Origin of the sequence: Bacillus sp. FJAT-27445, assembly GCF_001510665.1 — a bacterium.
GTDB lineage: Bacteria > Bacillota > Bacilli > Bacillales > Cytobacillaceae > Bacillus_D.
Genome location: NZ_LMTI01000001.1, coordinates 550,421 through 569,285 on the forward strand (window position 1 = coordinate 550,421; position 18,865 = coordinate 569,285).

An 18,865-nucleotide genomic window follows, 5' to 3' on the forward strand; every position below is an offset into this window, starting at 1 on the left:
TAATCACCTTAACCCCCTAAAATAGGGGGTTTTTATTGAGTTTTAAATATATTTATGATAAGATTAATATAGAACATACGTTCCTAGAATTGTCACCCTCAAAATAAAAAGAGGTGATAGTATTGAAACACGTTATCATGTACTCTGGTGGCGTTGGAAGTTTTATGGCCGCAAAGCTAGTTGCTAAGGAAGTTCCAGTAGAAAACATTATTTTATTATTTACAGACACCCGTACAGAGGATGAAGATCTTTATCGGTTTGTTGAAGAAACCTCAATTGCCCTAGGAGTTCAACTTGTTAAATTATGTGATGGAAGAAATGTTTGGGAAGTATTTAAGGATGTAAGATATCTAGGAAACTCTAGAGTTGCACCATGTACAAGAATTTTAAAACAAAAACCGGCAAGAGATTGGGTTATTAACAATTTTAAACCTGATGAAGTTATTTTGTATGTCGGAATTGATTGGACGGAAATTCATAGATTAGAAAAAATAGAAACAAATTGGAAGCCCTATACTATAAAAGCACCTTTATGTGAAGAACCATATATTACAAAAGAAGAAATATATCATGAAATACTAAAATACGGAATAAAAATACCTCGCTTATATAATATGGGTTTTGCACATAACAATTGTGGAGGGTTTTGCGTAAAAGCAGGACAAGCTCATTTTAAAAACCTATTATTATCGTTACCTGAAAGATATAGTTATCATGAAAATAAGGAGGAAGAATTAATTAATTTTTTACAAAAAGATGTGTCCATATTGAAAAGACAAAGGAACAATGAGATAGAAAAAATTACTTTAAAGAAATTAAGAGAGGAAATAGAAAGTCAATCCGACAGCATTGATCTTTTTGATTTTGGAGGTTGTGGATGTTTTATTGAGGAACAAAGGGCTAATTATTATTACATACAAATACTTTAATATTATAAAAGGATGAAGCTTCCTTAGGAGCATTCATCCTTTTTTTTAACTAAAATCTGGTTCATTGGGATCTGGTTGAATGGTATAAAGGATTAAACAGTCATGTCCTTCATCCTCTAGCCGCACTACTTCTTCTTCATTTTCATTCTCAGATGCCATTTTAATCTTTTCACAAACAAAATGTACTGTACAATCAAATTGAGCTAACGATACTGTTTCCTCGTCATCATGTTGTAATACGAGTGGACTGTTGCATATATTACAGTTCCCTATTTCATCATTACCAAAGCCAATTTTTACTTCTTGTATAAAACAACTTGAGCAATAATTATGTACGCTAGATCCAAAGTCTCTTAATTCGTCTGTTTTTATTATTTCAGACTCTGCAATAGCTGCACCACATTTTTTACACTTACTTTTCAATTTATAACCTCCTTAAGTAATACCCTTTATATTATAGTTATTATGGTATGTTTTATCATTATTAATTTTTTCCAAGCGGAAGAATATGGCCATTGAATTGTACCACCCTTCCTATGTTCCTGGTCCACAACTCTACTACTATGAGAGTCACCACAGGAATACAAGTGCACACGTTACTTTGCACAAGATGCGTCTTCGTACCCTTACAAGCCAATTCAAACTTGCTCCTAAAGAATTTTTTAAAAGAGACTCTACCCGTGGTCGTAAAGGTTTTATCTAAATCTACAACTTTCTACCACTAACATGTACAAAACACATTCGAAAAATTAAAAAATCCTAGCGAATCTAAATTTCGCAAAGTAGCACTCAGTAGTAGTAATCTATCCCATAAGACGACCTGTTAGTTACCAGCAACTTTTTGTATTAGTAAACTTAATTGTGACATTATAACCTAATCATTACCGCCATTTTAAAGGACCACCTCTAACTTCCCAAGTGAGGTAACCATAAAGGGGCCACGACTTCAATTTCCATTGAGAAGAGATAGAGACCGAGTTTTGCAGGTCGAGTCGTCCAGACTAGCCGTGGTGCTACTATTGTGACTGGGATCCATTCTTGGGGTGCCCTATGTAAAAGTGATTGACATAATAAATCTTGGCTAATGCGAAAATTTTCTTAAGACTTTATCTACACATACAGTATATGAATCAGTATGATAATTGCAAATTTTGTATAAAAAAGAGGATTTTTAATATATGATATAGTATTTATATAATTACTGAATTAATTACAAATTATTAGAGTATTTCTTAAAATTGTGGGGTGTAACTGTGAAATTAAAGGAATTATTTGAAAAAAATGATGAAGGGAAGTTAATACTCCCAGACTTCCAAAGAGATTTTGAATGGGCCAGAGAAAAACAAAAAAGCTTATTATCATCCTTTATTACCCACTTACCAATAGGTAGTCTTTTAATCTTAGAAGGGGAGAAAGGAGATTTTGCGGCAAAAAAACTATGTTTTCCCACTTCTCTTTCATTAGAAGAGAGGAAAGATGATTGCCTGTATTTATTAGATGGCCAACAAAGAATATCAAGTTTGAAAACAATATTCTCTGACTACTATTACAAAAATATTAACTGGTTGAGCACATGGGAAAAAATGTATTCAGATTTAAACAACAGATGGTTTATTAGAGTGCAACCTAGAAAAAATGAAACAGATATTTTCGGTTTGGAAAAACTTTATTTTGAAGATTTTAAGAAACAATACTTGGAACCTTCGGAGGTATTAGATTTTATAGAGTTCAAGAAGATTTTTAAAACAAAAACAAATGAATGGTTTAATCCAGGTTATTCACCTAGGGACATCCAAGGCAATTATATTAAGGGAAATAGGCTTAAAGTTCATATAGCGAAAAAAGCTGCTGAAGCGAGTTTAATTCCTCTTTATACCATTGGAAATAAAACAATTGAAGGTGAAAAACCACTTCATGAATATGTAATAGAGCAGATTGCAAATAATCGAATAGAGGAACTAAAAGCTGCTGTTAGTGATGGAGAATTGGAAGTTATAGATATTTTAGAACCGGTAGATCCAATGATCTCTGACTATTTAGATAATGAAGAAAAAGTTAGAAATGTATGGTCGACACTCGGAGCTAAATGGAGTGAAAAAGTCATTAAATATCTAAATGAATTAATAGAACAAAAAATACCTATAATCCAACTACCATCTGAAGAAATTAGTAGAGCTATTTCAATTTTCGAAAATATAAATGAAGGTGGAACAGATCTTAATACATTCGACTTAATCGTTGCAAAAGCTGCTAGAGCCGGGAATGTCGAAGAAGGTTCCCTGTCCCAAAGAATTATAAAGAATCTAGGGACCGAAGTAAAACTTTCTAATGCATTGGTCAATAAAATAATTGGTGAAAAGCCCGTAGTGTTTATACCAGTAAATATGAAAACAATTGTTGATAATAAGATTTCCAAGAGTTTTAAGGAAATGTATTTAAATTTGTTATCTATCTTTTCACATTTAGAATACGGTGAGTTTGATGAATTAAAAGTTGATTATATAAAGAGGCAAAAGATATTAAATTTAAACTTTGATCAAATTAATTCAAATACCGAGGTTGTTTTAAAATCCTTAGCAAGAGCATTAGCTTTCTTAAACCTTCGTTTAGGCATAACTGATATTAACAAGCTATCTTATGAATTAATGATTTTACCTATCGCCTACCTACTTAGGAGTGACGATGTTTGGGAAAATGAAAATAAATTAAATAAAATTGAATATTGGTATTGGGCATCCTTATTTGGAGGTGCATATAGAGAAGCACAAAACTCTCAATGTATAAAGGATATCAACCAATTATATTTGTGGATAATTAAAAATGAACCAAACAAGTTTGAATATTTATATGAAAAAGTCCTAAATGAGGATGGATATTCAAACAAGGAACTTTTATTACTAAAAGATGAGAATAATGATCTTCGTTCTTCCGTTACTCTTGGTATATTGCAATATATTTTAAGCAAGCAACCAAAAGATTTTTTAACTATTAATCAAACTGAAATTAGATTAAATCCATGGCAAATATCTGAGGGAAAATCAATAACAGTAGATGGAAATTCTATTCTCTTAGAAGTTCACGATCATCACATTATACCTTTGGCTGATGCAACTACAATTGATGAATCCTCAAAAAAAATAAGAAGTAATAAAAAGCATATACTAAATAGTCCATTAAACAGAACCTTTATCTCGTCAATAGCAAATTTAAAAATTAGAGATAAATCACCAGATAAGTATTTAAAATTTGTAAATGATTCTGCCAAGTGGGGCCATTGTTTACCTGACCAACAAATTAATGAACAAACGAGTTATGAGGAATTCCTAGAAAAACGATATATTGAGTTGAAAAAAGAAATAAAAAGGGAATTAGAAAGCCTAAAAGAATAAATTAAAATATATTTTTGCATAGAAAATGTTTCCCATACTTGAAGGCTAATTTCGTTGAGGAAGCCGATAGCCCGTGTACAATTATGGCATACTCGTTCTGAATTTCCATGCCTGGCTGAAAAATGATTTGAAGATAAAGGAAGGGAAAATCCAAAATTTCATTGAGAAAATTAAGCGGAAAGAAGCGATCCTTCCGACTTATGATGCAATATTGATTGATGTAGGCCATGATTTCCAAGCGGATTGGCTTAGCCTGGTCAGCTCCCTTCTTAATGAGCAGACGCAATCGCTGTTGCTAGTGGAAGACAGGGCGCAGGAAATTTACAAAAGGAAGCGCTCCTATGTCCAAGATACCGGCCTCAGTTTTCAGGGAAGATCGAAAATCCTATCTATTAACTACCGTAATACTGCGCAAATCGTCAAGTTTGCCTGGGACTTTTACCGAAAGCATTCGATGCTTAAGAACAAAGTTGTGAACCGTGAATTGGAAGGGGAAATCATCGCCCCGCAAAGCACAAAACGGAAAGGGCCTGAGGCGGGAATCATCCGTGCGACCAATTTTTATGAAGAGATGAAGCTTGTTGCCCGCCAGATGAAGAAGCTCCATGATGAACGAAAGGTTCCGTACAATGAAATGCTTATCCTCTATCGGGTCAAGCGAACCTCGAAGTATCCTATTATTGATATGATTAAGCGGTCGCTGAAGGATGCCGGGCTGCCTTATTTCTGGATAACGGAAAACGAGCAGTCAAAGCGTTCTTTTGAAAAAGAAGACGGCTGCATTAAAATCAGCACAATCGATAGCAGTAAAGGCCTCGATTTCCGGGCCGTGTTCATCGTCAATACGGATTCCATGCCATTCCCGTTGGAGGAAGACCGAGAAAGGGAAGTGTCTCTGCTTTATATTGGCATGACCAGGGCAAAGGAATTCTTGTGCCTTTCGTATTCCGGCACATCCGAGTTCACCCAATATCTGGATAGCATTTTAGTGGAGCGCACGAAACAAAAGAATGAGAAGGTTAACATAAAATAATTATGTAAACTCTAGCCCGCATTCGCTGGGCTTTTTTTTCAACGAAAAGCAGTTCAGAAGTAATGTTATCCGGACATTTTTTTATATTTGGCATGTTTGGCTTTTTCAAAAGGAATTAGAAGGTGTTTACGCCTCAAGTTTTTTTGAGATTATGTAGTTGATTAAATTCAAGGCTGCTTCTCTGCCAGGAAGCTGCCACAGCTTATTTTTCACAAAAAACCTCTTATCAATTTTCATCCTAACCATTCAATTCATAATACATCGCTGCTTCTTCCACACGCAGTTGATCGGTCAGCAGCCTGAATTTCATTTCCATGATTCCATAGAAATAGGCAATTGGGTTTTGGATGGCGTTCCTGATGCTTAGTTTGCGCGCCATTTCCATGAAGGCTTGTATTGCGTATTCTAGGACGGTTTCCTTTTCGTTTTCGTAGCAGTTGCGGTATGCTGCGATTTTTGTCATCCTCCAGTACTCTTCAATTGTTTTCGCTTGTGGAAAGAAGGAACTTACGATCTCCACAAATTGCTGGGGAATGCTCTTGGAAACTGATCGATTGAATGGTTGGGATTCCGCTATACGTTCTTTTAATTCTTTATTTTTTTGTTTTAAAGGAATACCGGTTTCAGGCTGGTTCAAAATTCCGGCTTTGGGTGGTTCATTTTGTTGGAAACGATTAAACGAGTACAGGTTGCTCGTCTGGGAGCCGTTTTTCCGCTCGGTCTCATATACGGTCATTACTCCGAGTGCGATCGCCTTTTGGATCATACGTTTGAATGTCGAGCGGGAAATCACGTTTCCCTTGTTATCCTCGTTGATTGCCTTGAGTACGGTTGCAATTTTTGCATTTGAGACGCCGGGTACTTTTGCGCAGAATCGGGCAAGCCTCTTAATGCCAGTGAGTTCACCTTTTGTGAAATTCTTCTTGTACAGCAAAATCCATTGCTCGAAATGGTTGTTAAATTCCTTTAAATCATTAAAATTAGAATACTGGCTGAACTTTTCAATTTTACCGGTTTTAATATTCATCATTTGAACCACCCTCTCACTCTTTATATATAGTTGAGGAGCCAAAAAGGACAGGGTAGGGAAGGGGATGTTGTGACAAGATGGTGAACATTAGTTGAAGGAGTGAATCGCGTTCTTAACTATTTTATCAAGTATCAAGCAAATATAATTCAGAGACGAAGAGAGGGGGGCACTAACATGGAAAAAGTATCAAATCAAGTTAAATTGGAATCATTAAAATCCTGCCAATCGACAATTGGTAAACTCGAAAATGCCTTGATTCAGATGACTCAGAAAGGTGCAAATACTACCTTAGTAATGAAACGGCTCAAAGCAATTTACATCGGCTTAGCCATGCTAGAATACATTTGGTATCAAGAACCCCATCAATACACCCGGGAAGATTTAGCAGAAGCTCGCAAAGTTCTAACTGGTTTATTCCCATCTATTGAGAACGCTTATGCTAAGTCAAAGGCAGGCAGTCCTCAAAGAACGCTTTTAGAAAGAAGAATTAAAGCATTGGAACTTGCTGTTCAAGCGATTGACGAACTTTCCAATGAATAACTTAATATCTAAAGGTTTAAGTGGTTGCACGACAACGGAAAATGGCTAATATAGAAACTATATCCGGAGAGGATGACGAATTAGACCCGTAATACAGCGATCGTGGCTTTGCTGTAGCATAATGAGCCGGATAGCGACAGAAATTGAAATTGAATAATGAAGAGGAAATATTAGGAATCCTCTAGAACTTAAGAAGAAAAAAAGCCTAATTCCCCCGTATTTTTTGCGGGGAATTAGGCTTATTATGTTAAGCATCGTTACAAAAACTAGTCTATTCTTTATTAGAATACATACCGCTCATTTGAAGCGCGTACTGTGATGTCACTGATCGAAACGCCCCATGGCTGGTTAATAGCGTATACGACATTTCTAGCTAAGTCTTCAGGTTCGATGAAGAAGAGTTTGATGCTTTCCTTATCGAATTCTTCTGCTGGAAGATCATTTTCCGCGAATTTACCGAGTTTTTCTAAGTATTCATTTCCATTATGTCCTGCCAAACCAAGTTGTGCTTCAGGGTTGACGACGGAATTTCCTAAGTTTGTTCCGGCTACGCCCGTTGGTTTAACGGTTGTCACTTTAATTTTACCCTGCGTTTCAACACGTAAAGAATCGGAATGGACTTTGACTGCTGCTTTTGTAGCCGAATAAACCCCTGAACCATAGATTCCGTAATTTCCGTATATCGAAGAGATGTTGATGATTTGCCCTTGGCCTTGTTCAATCATTTGATCGTAAACGGCGCTGATTCCATATACGACACCCTTAAAATTAATGTCTATGGACTTATCCCATGCTTTATATGCCTTTTTATGGTCCGAGAAGAATGAAAGTGGCATAATTCCTGCATTATTGACCAAAACATCGATGCGGCCAAATGTATGGATTGCGAACTTTGCCATGTTATCCATGTCTTCTTTTTTCGTGACATCGGTTACAACGTATTCAGCTGTTTGTCCTTTTGCTTTGATGCCTTCGACAACGGCTTGTAAACTTTCTTCGTTAATGTCAGCAGCAATGACTTTAGCCCCTAATTCAGCAGTCATGCTCCTAAGTTCCGAAAAATTGAATCAAGCACTTAAAAAGAAAGAATTCGATACAAACCCAACAGTTTGTTAATAAAGTTTGAGGGCAATGCAAAATTTAGTTTTATCGTTTATAATGATGAATGACCAATATAAAAATCCGCTAATTGGCGGTAGAGGTTTTAGCTACCCTCTTTAAAAAACTAAGGAAACAGTACTGCTTTCTTTAGCCGTGCTGTTTTTTTGTTGGAAGGAGAAAGAGAATGTTAAAGAATGAAAAAGCGTTAGTTGTGTTTAGTGGGGGACAAGATAGTACGACCTGCCTTTTTTGGGCAATGGAACAATTTGCTGAGGTTACCGCTGTTACTTTTGATTACAATCAACGGCATATAACAGAAATCGAATGTGCTAAAAATATTGCAGCAGAACTTGGCATTACCCATCATATTTTAGATATGAGCCTCTTGAACCAGCTTGCCCCGAATGCGTTGACCCGGGACGACATCGAAGTGAAGGATGGGGAAGGCGGCACCCTGCCTAACACCTTTGTGCCGGGCAGGAATTTGCTGTTCATGTCATTTGCCGGGGTACTGGCTAGCCAAATTGGGGCGAAGCACATCGTTACAGGGGTATGCGAAACGGATTTCAGCGGTTATCCCGACTGCCGTGATATTTTTGTTAAGTCACTTAACGTAACCCTAAATCTTTCAATGGATCAGAATTTTGTCATACATACTCCATTGATGTGGATAGATAAGGCTGAGGCCTGGAAACTCGCGGATGAGCTGGGAGCTTTCGAGTTTGTCCGTGAAAAGACGCTAACTTGTTATAACGGAATCATCGCGGACGGCTGCGGCGAATGCCCTGCCTGTAAGCTACGAAAAAAAGGCCTGGATGATTATCTGGCAGAACGGAATGGGCTGTAATCATGTACGGATTCAGGATTGTAGATAAATTGCAAAAAATTGATGAAGATATTAGGCGTGACCAATTAAAGTACCATTCAAAACGGGTCTTGGTCAGCAAGGAATTCACGTTTGATTCAGCTCATCATCTGCATGAGTATGAAGGTAAATGCAAAAACCTTCACGGCCATACGTACAAAGTGATCTTTGGGATTAGTGGATTTGTTGATGACCGTGGATTGATGATTGACTTTGGCGATATAAAGGAAATTTGGAAATCCGAGATTGAAATATTTTTGGATCATCGATATTTGAATGAAACACTTCCTCCAATGAATACAACAGCTGAAAATATTGTTGTCTGGATTTATGAAAAAATGGCTGAGGCGTTGAAAAAGGGGAATCGCGCAAGCCAATACGATGGCGCGCGAGTTGAATTCGTTCGCCTCTATGAAACTCCCACCAGTTATGCAGAAGCAAGAAGGGAGTGGATGGAGGTTGAGTAGTAAGATTCCTGTTATGGAAATATTCGGGCCAACCATCCAGGGTGAAGGGATGGTTATGGGCCGCAAGAGTATGTTCGTCCGGACAGCAGGGTGTGATTACAAGTGTTCCTGGTGCGACTCAGCTTTTACATGGGACGGGTCTGAAAAAGAAAAAATCCGAATGATGGCACCAATGGAAGTCTTTCAAGAGCTTAAGGAACTTGGTGGAGATAACTTCAACCATGTTACGATTACGGGTGGAAACCCCGCTTTGATTGGCGAGGCAATGAAAGAGTTCATTGAACTTCTTCATCAATTCAATATTGAAGTAGGATTAGAGACTCAGGGCAGCAAGTGGCAGGATTGGTTTTATCTTGTCAATGATTTAACGATTTCTCCTAAACCACCGAGCAGCGGAATGAAACCGGACCTTGAACTTTTAGATGATATCGTTCTTAAGTTAAGCAACTTCAAATCAAATTTTTCACTGAAAATTGTTGTATTTGATGATGTGGATTTTGAATATGCAAAGATGTTAAATAACCGTTATATGAAGGATAATATTCCATTTTTCCTTTCGGTAGGAAATAGCAATCCCGGTGAGGATGGGGATATTTCAAGTCGGTTACTTCATTCGCTGGACTGGTTGTGGGGTAAGGTGCTGGACGATCCTGAAATGAACAATGTTCGCCCTTTGCCACAACTTCATGCTTTAGTTTGGTCGAATAAGCGCGGTGTTTAAGGGACCGCAGGACTAGAGATTTGGAAATCTATTATGGATAAGATAACAGTGGTCTAATTGATGACTTATCTCCTATTGAGTAGTAAGCTATGTTCAACAGTAGGGGGCTTTTAGGAATAAAAGTACAGCCAATATTAAAAAAAATCCTAATTTCTCGGTATTGTAAGCGAGAAATTAGGATAGTATCGGTTTATCTTTAAAAATTATAGCCAAACCTTAACCTCCGTACCGTCATTAGCTTTGACATCTACTAGCACGATCCCCTTATGATTTTTCAGTTCTTTTACGATGGGCTTTAGCATTTTCTCTTCTATCAGAGGAAAGCTAAAGTCCAGTTTTTTTCTCTCGAAATACTTTTTGGTCCATTTATTTGCATGTTGATGAAAAAATTTTGAAGAAAAAATTGAAATACCAATATTTAAAATAGCAAATGGAATTGGTATTGTGAACCGGACGTCTTTTGAATTCACTTTTAAATGGAGCATAGGTAACTCACTATTCAATGATGACAGAAACGGTATCTCCGTTTGCCGACTTAACATCAAGAATTTGACCATCCAATTCGTTTTCGATTGCTTCAATAATAAGGTTTATGTCAATATCCTTAACATATTTTTCTGATTGAGGAAGACTCGCAGCAATGCTGTGTCCAGCCATTAATACTACCTTAATAAGTTTTATGGGCAGATTGGCCGTGACGTTATCACCTTGAGCTGTTAGAACACGAATTTTTAATGTTTTATCTAAATATTTAGTCGGTTTTTCTATCAGCGTACTTCCTGTTTCTTCTTTCTCTTTTAATACTTGGATCAGTGCGGATCCCTTATCTGCATCAATTTTCCCCTCTTGTACCATTGTTAACACTCTTGTAATTTCCTCTTTCATAGTAAATTCCTCCCTATTCATCTTTTAATAGCTTAATGGCTTCCTCTGGAGTGATTTCGCCATTTTCCAACATAGTGATAACCTTTTCCTCGTCTACTTCATTTTTCTTCTTCTGTACATATCCAATGGATGAAATGATGTCTGTTAGCTTCCCACGAACTGTTGGATATGAAATCCCCATTTCCTTTTCAACTTCTTTGATATTCCCTCTACATGTTAAAAATACTTCCACAAAATGAAGCTGATCTTTTGATAATGATGCCAGCTTAGATAATTCAAACTCATTTTCAATCGTAGTTTGACAATGAGAACACTGCAGCTTCGTAATCTTCAATGTTTTGCTGCAGACAGGACAATTTGTAATTACTTTATAGGCCATAAATCAAATTCCTTTCTTTTATTTGATTTGATTATATATCAAGAAATGTGAAGTGTAAATAATTAAAATAAACTTTTATTTATAAAAACATTAAAATAATTAATTTGTAAATAAATATCATTAAGATTATGTTATTGCTAATTGATTTTGTGTTTTTAATTATTTTTACATTTATATCAAGCATTTATTAAGAAAAAGGAACCTGTACCATGATTTCAGGATTGAAATGGATAGGAAAATTGGGGGAAGGGGAGGTAACCAATGCATCACTACATAAACTGAGGATTTACAAAAATGAAGCCGGGGATTAGTCCCTGGCTTCACTTTTATTATTCGATATTTGTGACTCTTACTCCAGTGTTGTTTAATTCATCTAGGATTTGGTTGACTGTTTCCGTCGGCGTGTCCTTTGGAATGGACAGGTGGATTTGGCGGACGGCGCGGTTGCTGCCGAGTGTGAACATTGAAAGGATGCTCGTATGTTTGCCGACGATCGCCGAGATACGCTCGATGGCATGGTTCTGTTCGAACAGGCCAATCGTCAGCGAAATACCGTCGCTGTATGTATCTTCAAGGAGATCCATGATTTGAGCGTGTGTCAGGATGCCGTCGAATTTCCCTTGCTCATCGACGATGGCCAGGTAAGGAAGCCATTTTATTCTATTAAAAATCTTCTTGAAGGAATCGTCGCCGCGGACATAGCCGTCTTCTTCCTTAATGATATTCAGGACGTTGTCTTTTTTATCGCCCGAATATTCAAAAATATCAATTTTTTCGACATTTCCCAAGAAGCGGTTTGAGACGGACTCGATGACCGGAACCCTGCGGTAACCTGTTTCATCAAGAAACGCCAATGCTTCCCCAATGGTCGCCCTTTCTGAAAGGGAGCTAACTTCCTGCTTGCCAATCATGAATTGTTGAATTTTCATGCCATTCCTCCTCAATTCCCATTAAATTCTCTTTCTCACTATATGTATTCTCCAAAAATGAGAAATTTCCTTCTTGCTACAAACCAAGTTGGTTAAAGAATGAGGCCTTTCCATAAAAAAGTAAGTTGAGTGCAGATAATAGTGTATTCAATATGGAAAGAGTGAAAATTGAAATATTATGTCTAGCGATTGTTAAATCCAGTATTAAGAACGGACAAATTTCGCCTTCCAAACTACTTATAATGAATTTTAGTAGGACTACGTCCCTATACGTTTTTATAATGATGCCTATAATATATAGTTGAATTTTATTTGATAAAGGAAGATTTAATCATAATAAAACATTGAAATCCAGATTTTCTTTGTTATTTTATCCAACTTTGTCACTAAACAATAGTTGAATTTTTAGTTAATCAGGCATTTTTTTGAGGTATAAAGACTTAGTAGGATTGTATAAATATTAGTTCCTTATACCCTTACATATTTTTACACATACATGGTACATTCGGATTATTCTGACAATGTAAAAGTTGGAAGGGTGAAGGACAGGAAGGGGGGTGGTTATTTTTTAAAAGTGAAGGGGTTTGGCCGGTTAAAAAAGAGAGATTATTAGAAGAGGAGAGTCCTAATGCGAAGAATGAAAAAGAGTTTTAGTTTATTCCTTATTTTTCTACTTTCATTTTCCAGTTTTGCTTTTGCGGCCCCGCAAAATGGTGCCGAGGAAGTAATCCCTGCATTGGCAGCAGTGCAGAATGGGGAAGAATCTGTCACACCAACGGATGGAAATGAACCCGCTTTTTCCGATAATGAAAAAGTAAGGGTCGTTGTCGAACTCAAAGAAGAATCAGCGATCGAGTTCGCGACAAAAAAAGGAGTTAAGTTTTCCAATCTCTCAAAAGAAGAAAAGAAAGCGCTGAATGGCAAAGCTGCCAACGCGCAGCAAAAAGTGAAACAGAAGCTTGCCGATAAAAAGGTCAAGATGAATTATAAAAACAATTTTTCTACCGTAATGAACGGCTTCAGCGGCGAGGTTACATACGGTGAGATTAAGGAGATCGAAAGCCTGCCTGAAGTCAAAGAGGTATACTTGGCCAATGAATATGAGCGGCCTGTTGTAGAGCCTGATATGACGACAAGCCATGAGTTCATCCAGTCGTACAGTGCCTGGAATACTGGCAATTATAAAGGTGAGGGCATGGTTGTCGCAATTATCGATTCCGGAATTGATCCATCCCACCGCGATATGATTTTAACGAAGGCGAACAAAGCCGACCTGACACTGCCAAAAGTGAATGCCGCGATTTCCGAGCATGCGCTTCCAGGTAAGTTCTTCTCGGACAAAGTCCCTTACGGCTACAACTATTTCGACAAGAACCAGGAAATACGTGACCTGGTGCCTGGCGGTTCCAACCATGGCATGCACGTTGGGGGCACGGTTGCTGCGAACGGCAATCCTGACAATGGCGGTGTAAAAGGTGTTGCACCTGAAGCACAGCTTCTTGCAATGAAGGTTTTCAGTAACGACCCGAACTATGCGTCCACTTTCTCCGATATTTATATCGTTGCGATTGATGAAGCAATCAAGCTCGGTGCCGATGTACTGAACATGAGCCTTGGCTCGGTTGCATCGTTCTATTCCGCTGATGATCCAGCCAACCTGGCGATCACGCGCGCAGTAGATAATGGAATTGTCTCCTCTGTATCCGCAGGGAACTCCCGCCACATCGGCCGCGGTTACAAGACGCCATTTGCGGAAAATCCGGATATCGGCCTAGTCGGCGCGCCTGGACTTTCGTACAATTCTATTCAGGTTGCGGCTTCCGGAAATAAGCAAACTTGGTATGATTATTCACTTTCTTTGTCTGGAAATCCACTTAACGGAGTTGCTTATTCCGGAGATGACTGGATGAAGAAACCTGGCAACAAGGAATATGATTTGGTATCCCTTGGCGCCAAATTTGGAGCTCCAGCCGACTATGCGGGGCTAGATGTAAAAGGAAAAATTGTAGTAGTGACGCGCGGCGGCACACCAGGTCCGTTCATCGATAAGGCTGCTGAGGCTGCAAGGCAGGGCGCAGCAGGAATCATTGTTATCGATGCAGGTACAGGCGGTGCTATTCTCAGAGACCTTAGTGGTTTTGATGTTCCAATCATGCTCGTTACAAAACCGACGGGAGACCAGCTGAACCAGCTGTACACCGCTGGCAATACTAAGCTGACATTCACTGTTGCCAATTCCCAGGTAGCTCCACAAAATGGACGTCCAACAGAATTCTCGTCCTGGGGAACAACGCCAAGCCTTGACATCAAGCCTGAAATCATGGCCCCTGGCGGAAATATTTTCTCTACGCTGAATGATAACAAATACGGTTTCATGAGCGGTACTTCGATGGCAGCTCCTCACGTTGCAGGTGGATCCGCACTTGTAATGGAGTACATTAAGAAGAGCCCGCTTTATAAAAATCTGCCGCTCAGCCAGCAAACACGCCTGGCAAAGGTTCTTTTAATGAACACGGCAAAGCTTGCAATCGGCACGAATGATTACCCGTATTCCCCTCGCCTCCAGGGTGCGGGAATGATGCAGATTCACAATGCCACTTTGACTCCAGTCCGTGTCGTTAACCCGGCAACGAATGAAGCAAAAGTGGAGCTGAGGGATTTTAAAAACAAAGTTATTGATTTCAAAGTAAAAGCAATCAATGATTCGACGAGTGCTGTCACTTATAATGTAAATGTCGATGTCCTGACTGACGCAATCCAGCGCCTGGCATCCGGTGATGTCAACTGGTCCGCTGCTGTTGGCTCGACAGGAGACCCGCATTTGAGAGGCGCCGAGCCAATGCCTGGAGCAAATGTAACAGCGCCGGCTACGGTAACAGTACCAGCAGGTGGAAGTGTTGAAATTCCTGTTACGATTGATATTACAAATGCGCGAATTCCTGGCTACAATTCTGCGGGAGCGAAGACAACCTTCGACCTGAAAGAAGATATTTTCGTTGAAGGCTTCGTCCGCCTGACAGATGTAAATGGCCAAAAAGTAAACCTCGGTCTGCCATATGTCGGCTTCTACGGCGAGTGGGACCGTCCAAGCATCCTTGATGGAATGCGCAATATTGACACCAAATTCTTCTTCACGGATGGATCTGGCGGAACTCCGCAAGCGGGTATGGTTGATAACCGTGGAGTCTACATCGGTTTCGATCCACTCACGGGTTATGCTAATGCGATGAGTAAATTTGCGCTTTCTCCAAACGGCGATGGCATGTTTGATACGATTGTGCCGATTATGAGTCTCGTGCGTAACGCAGCAGACATGCAGTTCAATATTTTGGATGCGAATGGCAATAAACTCCGTACTATCCGGAATGAGACCTATGTCCGGAAGCATTATGGAAGCTTGACAACTGCCCGTTATACCTATTCCACTACACGTGCATGGGATGGAAAGGTCAATGGCTCTGTTGTGCCGGATGGACAATATTTCTACGAAATTAAAGCACGTGTTGATATGCAGCACAGGGATGCCAAGTGGCAATCCAAGCTGATTCCGTTTGTACTGGATACAACAAAACCGGTCGTTCTGAATGCAGTGTACAATGCTGCTAATAAGCAACTTACATGGGAAGCAACGGACGGCGGAGGTATTGGCCTTCAAAACTTCGATGTAAGAGTAAATGGAACGAGCATACTGCCAGCCAATACAGCGATTTTACCAACAGCAAAATCGTACAGCCTGGAAAAAATTGAAGTACCTGCAGGGGCGAAAGTTGAACTTGTAGCCTACGACTATGCCAACAATATCACTATCCAGGAAGCGACAATTAAGGAAAGCGGCGATACGACGCCACCTGTGATTATGCTTTCAACTCCTGGAAACTCAACAATTCACTCTGTCAAAACAATTGCAGTAAGCGGCTATGCCACTGACGATACCGCCGTAAAAGAAATTTATGTTGATGGCAAGGCAGTTGCCATTACAAAGGTTACTGTAGGTACTGTCGATCAGTATCGCTTCTCAACTAACGTAACGGTGGAGAACGATGGGGTTCATGAATTTGCAATCAAGGCCATTGATATGGCTGGAAATGAAATGCAAATTGTAAGGCGTCCGGTATTTGTCGATACGACTCCGGCCACAGTGGAGGTAAATGCTCCGGCTACGGTTGATTTACCTGTGGATAAAGCGAACCTTGAAATTACGGTGAAGGATAATTTCGATTCGATCCGGATGTATGTGAATGACGACGAAGTGTTGTTCAACTCCGGTCCAAGTTCATTGGTAGCCGCGGTGCCATACGAAAAAACCATTAGCCACGAGGTAAGCCTGAAAGAAGGAGACAATACCTTCACAATCCGCGCGGTTGACCTGTCCGGAAAAGCGACAATTAAAGAGGTAACAATTAAACGAGTGGCGAAGGCTGAAGAGCCGAAGCCAGATCCGAAACCAGAACCAGCGCCTGTACCGGAAATTAAGTCTGTAAGCGTCACTCCGAACACGGATGTCAGCCACAAGACTCCGGTTTCCATCAGTGCCGAGGCGAGCGAGTCCATCACTTGGACAGTCAAAATCGTAAAGCCTGACGGATCTGCTATTACCCTGAAGTCCATGGAAGGAAAAACGTACAAAGATACGTACACTCCTGCTGCAAACGCAGCAAAAGGAACGTACAAAGTCATCTTCAACGGCGTCAATGACAAAGGCGTCAAAGTCGTTGAAAAGCAGGCTTCGTACACAATCGGCAAAAAATAATCTGATTTAATAAAGGTGCATGGCCCCGCTGCAACGCGGGGTCCAGGCACCTTTTTTTAGTGAGTGAAGCAGGGGACGTATCCAGTGCTTCACTTTGTGTTTAATCATCGGGTTTTTATCAAAGAAGGTACTATCGTTCTTAATATCTAACAAAAAGGAGGGGGTTCGGTCAAACAAGAATTTTCATCGGCTAAACAGTAAGCCTGCTTGGATAATCTGCCGGAATTACCAACTTTTTAAAGAATATAGAAAAAATTGGTTGCACACTTGTTATAACTGTTATACTATATATATAACAGATGCCACACGGAAAGGAGTGTGAACTATGTGTATATCGCACTAGATCTTGAGTCGGAAGAGCCAATTTATACACAATTAAGGAATCAAATCATTGCCGGGATAGCGAGGGGAGAGCTTAAATCAGGTGAAGCTCTGCCATCGGTAAGGTCGTTGGCCGCGGATATTGGCATTAATTTTCATACAGTCAATAAAGCTTACCAGCTCCTGAAGCAGGAAGGATTCATCCTTATACATAGGCAAAAAGGGGTTGTTGTAAATCCAGAAGGAACGCCGCTAGCGGATGACGTTTACTGGTCGCAGTTGAAAGCAAGGCTTCACCCGTTAATTGCGGAATCGGTGTGCCGGAAGGTTTCGGAGGAAGAGTTTTTACGGATGTGCCAGCAGCTTTATAAAGAATTTTAGGGAAGGGGATAGTTTTATGAGTGCTTCGATTCTTCTTTTAATGGTAATTCTAATGATACCAGTGTATATTTCGATGATTTGTATCCCGTTTTGGACGAGGAAAACAGAAAGCTTTGGGGTCTCTATTCCGGAGGAGGCTTACCACCGTCCCGATATTAAAGAAATGAGGAAAAAATACGCATTTTCAACGGGGTTCGTTGCACTTCTAAACGCAATTATTCTTATTTTCACATCAAACGGCCGCTCTGAAGATGCCATTAGCATTCTGTATTCGGTTATGCTGTTAATTTTTATTGCCGCCAGTTTTGGAGTGTACCTTGTTTTTCATAAAAAAATGAAGCAGATTAAGGAACAGCACAAAGAATGGGTTCAAACACCCCAGCTGGTCATGATTGACACCGGATTTCGCAGGAAAAAGCTAGCCTACTCAAATTTATGGTTTATCATTCCCTTTTTGATTTCGATTCTCTCTATCGTGATTACTTTGGTCAAATACCAGCAAATCCCCGAAAGGTTTCCGATGAAGTATGATTTAAACGGCGAGGTGAAAAACTGGGGAATAAAATCCTACCGATCCGTATTGGCCATGCCTATTATGCAAATTTATTTAACACTTTTATTTCTCTTCATCAATACAGTGATTAGCAAAGCAAAACAGCAAGTTTCAGCTGCCAATCCCGAGGAATCCATCCGGAAAAACATTATTTTCAGAAGAAGATGGTCTCTGTATACGATTTTCGTAGGTACAGGCGTTGTTAGCTTATTCCTGCTCCCGCAGATGTCGATTATCTATCCGATTGATCCCAATCTCCATAATGTCGTTCCGCTTGTTTTCGGCGCTGCCGTTTTGATTGGGTCACTTGCCCTTTCAATTTCCACCGGCCAGGGCGGAAGCAGGGTAGAAGTGAAGGGTTCTGGTTTGAAGGGAAAGGTGGTTAGCCGGGACGATGACCGGTATTGGAAGCTTGGAATGTTTTACTATAACCCAAATGACCCTTCGATCTTTTTGGAAAAAAGGTTTGGTATTGGATGGACTAATAACTGGGCACATCCATTGTCGTGGATTATTGTTCTGGGAATCGTCCTAATAGCTGTAGGTATTCCGTTTTTGCTAGGATAATAGCTTGCTTTTAAAATGAGAGAAT

Annotated in this window: 17 protein-coding genes; 10 read left to right on the top strand and 7 right to left on the bottom strand. The window is 39.5% G+C overall.

Annotated features, from left to right (window positions below):
- The first annotated feature begins 122 nt into the window (after nucleotides 1-122).
- On the top strand, nucleotides 123-929 hold the full coding sequence (locus AR337_RS02745) for a phosphoadenosine phosphosulfate reductase family protein (RefSeq protein WP_059170470.1): 807 nt from the start codon (nucleotides 123-125) through the stop codon (nucleotides 927-929).
- 45 nt (nucleotides 930-974) lie between these two features.
- Here the strand turns inward: AR337_RS02745 and AR337_RS02750 are convergent, their stop codons facing one another.
- Nucleotides 975-1,352 (bottom strand): hypothetical protein, encoded by a 378-nt coding sequence (locus tag AR337_RS02750; RefSeq protein ID WP_059170471.1) that lies wholly within the window; start codon nucleotides 1,350-1,352, stop codon nucleotides 975-977.
- An 830-nt stretch (nucleotides 1,353-2,182) separates the two neighbouring features.
- Here AR337_RS02750 and AR337_RS02755 point away from each other — a divergent pair.
- On the top strand, nucleotides 2,183-4,318 hold the full coding sequence (locus tag AR337_RS02755; RefSeq protein WP_059170472.1) for a DUF262 domain-containing protein: 2,136 nt from the start codon (nucleotides 2,183-2,185) through the stop codon (nucleotides 4,316-4,318).
- A 73-nt stretch (nucleotides 4,319-4,391) separates the two neighbouring features.
- Nucleotides 4,392-5,351, top strand: coding sequence for a 3'-5' exonuclease (locus tag AR337_RS02760; RefSeq protein ID WP_082686808.1), 960 nt, complete (start codon nucleotides 4,392-4,394; stop codon nucleotides 5,349-5,351).
- A gap of 238 nt (nucleotides 5,352-5,589) precedes the next feature.
- Here the strand turns inward: AR337_RS02760 and AR337_RS02765 are convergent, their stop codons facing one another.
- Nucleotides 5,590-6,381 carry a hypothetical protein gene (locus AR337_RS02765; RefSeq protein WP_059170473.1) on the bottom strand — a complete coding sequence of 264 codons (792 nt, stop codon included), beginning with the start codon at nucleotides 6,379-6,381 and terminating at the stop codon, nucleotides 5,590-5,592.
- A 174-nt stretch (nucleotides 6,382-6,555) separates the two neighbouring features.
- On the opposite strand from AR337_RS02765, the gene AR337_RS02770 reads away from it, so the two are divergent.
- A complete protein-coding gene (locus tag AR337_RS02770) occupies nucleotides 6,556-6,921 on the top strand; it encodes a hypothetical protein (RefSeq protein ID WP_059170474.1) in 366 nt (121 codons plus the stop codon).
- A gap of 281 nt (nucleotides 6,922-7,202) precedes the next feature.
- Here AR337_RS02770 and AR337_RS02775 read toward each other — a convergent pair whose 3' ends face one another.
- Nucleotides 7,203-7,964 (bottom strand): SDR family oxidoreductase, encoded by a 762-nt coding sequence (locus AR337_RS02775; protein WP_059170475.1) that lies wholly within the window; start codon nucleotides 7,962-7,964, stop codon nucleotides 7,203-7,205.
- A 242-nt stretch (nucleotides 7,965-8,206) separates the two neighbouring features.
- Between AR337_RS02775 and queC the strand changes: the two genes are divergently transcribed.
- Genes queC through queE form a run of 3 tightly spaced genes read left to right on the top strand, consistent with a single transcriptional unit; the run spans nucleotide 8,207 to nucleotide 10,075 of the window.
- Entirely contained in the window at nucleotides 8,207-8,869 is a 663-nt protein-coding gene (gene queC, locus AR337_RS02780) for a 7-cyano-7-deazaguanine synthase QueC (RefSeq protein ID WP_059170476.1), read from the top strand.
- Nucleotides 8,870-8,871: 2 nt separating this feature from the next.
- Nucleotides 8,872-9,354 carry a 6-carboxytetrahydropterin synthase QueD gene (gene queD / locus AR337_RS02785; RefSeq protein WP_059170477.1) on the top strand — a complete coding sequence of 161 codons (483 nt, stop codon included), beginning with the start codon at nucleotides 8,872-8,874 and terminating at the stop codon, nucleotides 9,352-9,354.
- Nucleotides 9,317-10,075 carry a 7-carboxy-7-deazaguanine synthase QueE gene (queE, locus tag AR337_RS02790; protein ID WP_059170478.1) on the top strand — a complete coding sequence of 253 codons (759 nt, stop codon included), beginning with the start codon at nucleotides 9,317-9,319 and terminating at the stop codon, nucleotides 10,073-10,075. The genes queD and queE overlap by 38 nt, the downstream gene beginning before the upstream one ends.
- A gap of 203 nt (nucleotides 10,076-10,278) precedes the next feature.
- Here the strand turns inward: queE and AR337_RS23685 are convergent, their stop codons facing one another.
- The 4 genes from AR337_RS23685 to AR337_RS02810 all read right to left on the bottom strand — a co-directional run bounded on the left by AR337_RS23685 (nucleotide 10,279) and on the right by AR337_RS02810 (nucleotide 12,268).
- Complete coding sequence (locus tag AR337_RS23685; protein ID WP_059170479.1) at nucleotides 10,279-10,560, bottom strand: hypothetical protein; 282 nt, start codon at nucleotides 10,558-10,560, stop codon at nucleotides 10,279-10,281.
- Nucleotides 10,561-10,570: 10 nt separating this feature from the next.
- On the bottom strand, nucleotides 10,571-10,960 hold the full coding sequence (locus AR337_RS02800; protein ID WP_059170480.1) for a hypothetical protein: 390 nt from the start codon (nucleotides 10,958-10,960) through the stop codon (nucleotides 10,571-10,573).
- Between the two features lie 13 nt (nucleotides 10,961-10,973).
- Entirely contained in the window at nucleotides 10,974-11,339 is a 366-nt protein-coding gene (locus AR337_RS02805; protein WP_059170481.1) for a DUF2089 domain-containing protein, read from the bottom strand.
- Between the two features lie 329 nt (nucleotides 11,340-11,668).
- Complete coding sequence (locus AR337_RS02810; RefSeq protein ID WP_059170482.1) at nucleotides 11,669-12,268, bottom strand: CBS domain-containing protein; 600 nt, start codon at nucleotides 12,266-12,268, stop codon at nucleotides 11,669-11,671.
- Nucleotides 12,269-12,896: 628 nt separating this feature from the next.
- On the opposite strand from AR337_RS02810, the gene AR337_RS02815 reads away from it, so the two are divergent.
- The 3 genes from AR337_RS02815 (at nucleotide 12,897) to AR337_RS02825 (ending at nucleotide 18,840) form a co-directional block, all read left to right on the top strand.
- Nucleotides 12,897-17,018, top strand: a complete 4,122-nt coding sequence (locus AR337_RS02815; protein ID WP_059170483.1) for a S8 family serine peptidase — start codon at nucleotides 12,897-12,899, stop codon at nucleotides 17,016-17,018.
- A 327-nt stretch (nucleotides 17,019-17,345) separates the two neighbouring features.
- Nucleotides 17,346-17,720, top strand: a complete 375-nt coding sequence (locus AR337_RS02820) for a GntR family transcriptional regulator (protein ID WP_059170484.1) — start codon at nucleotides 17,346-17,348, stop codon at nucleotides 17,718-17,720.
- A gap of 16 nt (nucleotides 17,721-17,736) precedes the next feature.
- Entirely contained in the window at nucleotides 17,737-18,840 is a 1,104-nt protein-coding gene (locus AR337_RS02825) for a DUF1648 domain-containing protein (RefSeq protein WP_059170485.1), read from the top strand.
- Nucleotides 18,841-18,865: the final 25 nt, after the last annotated feature.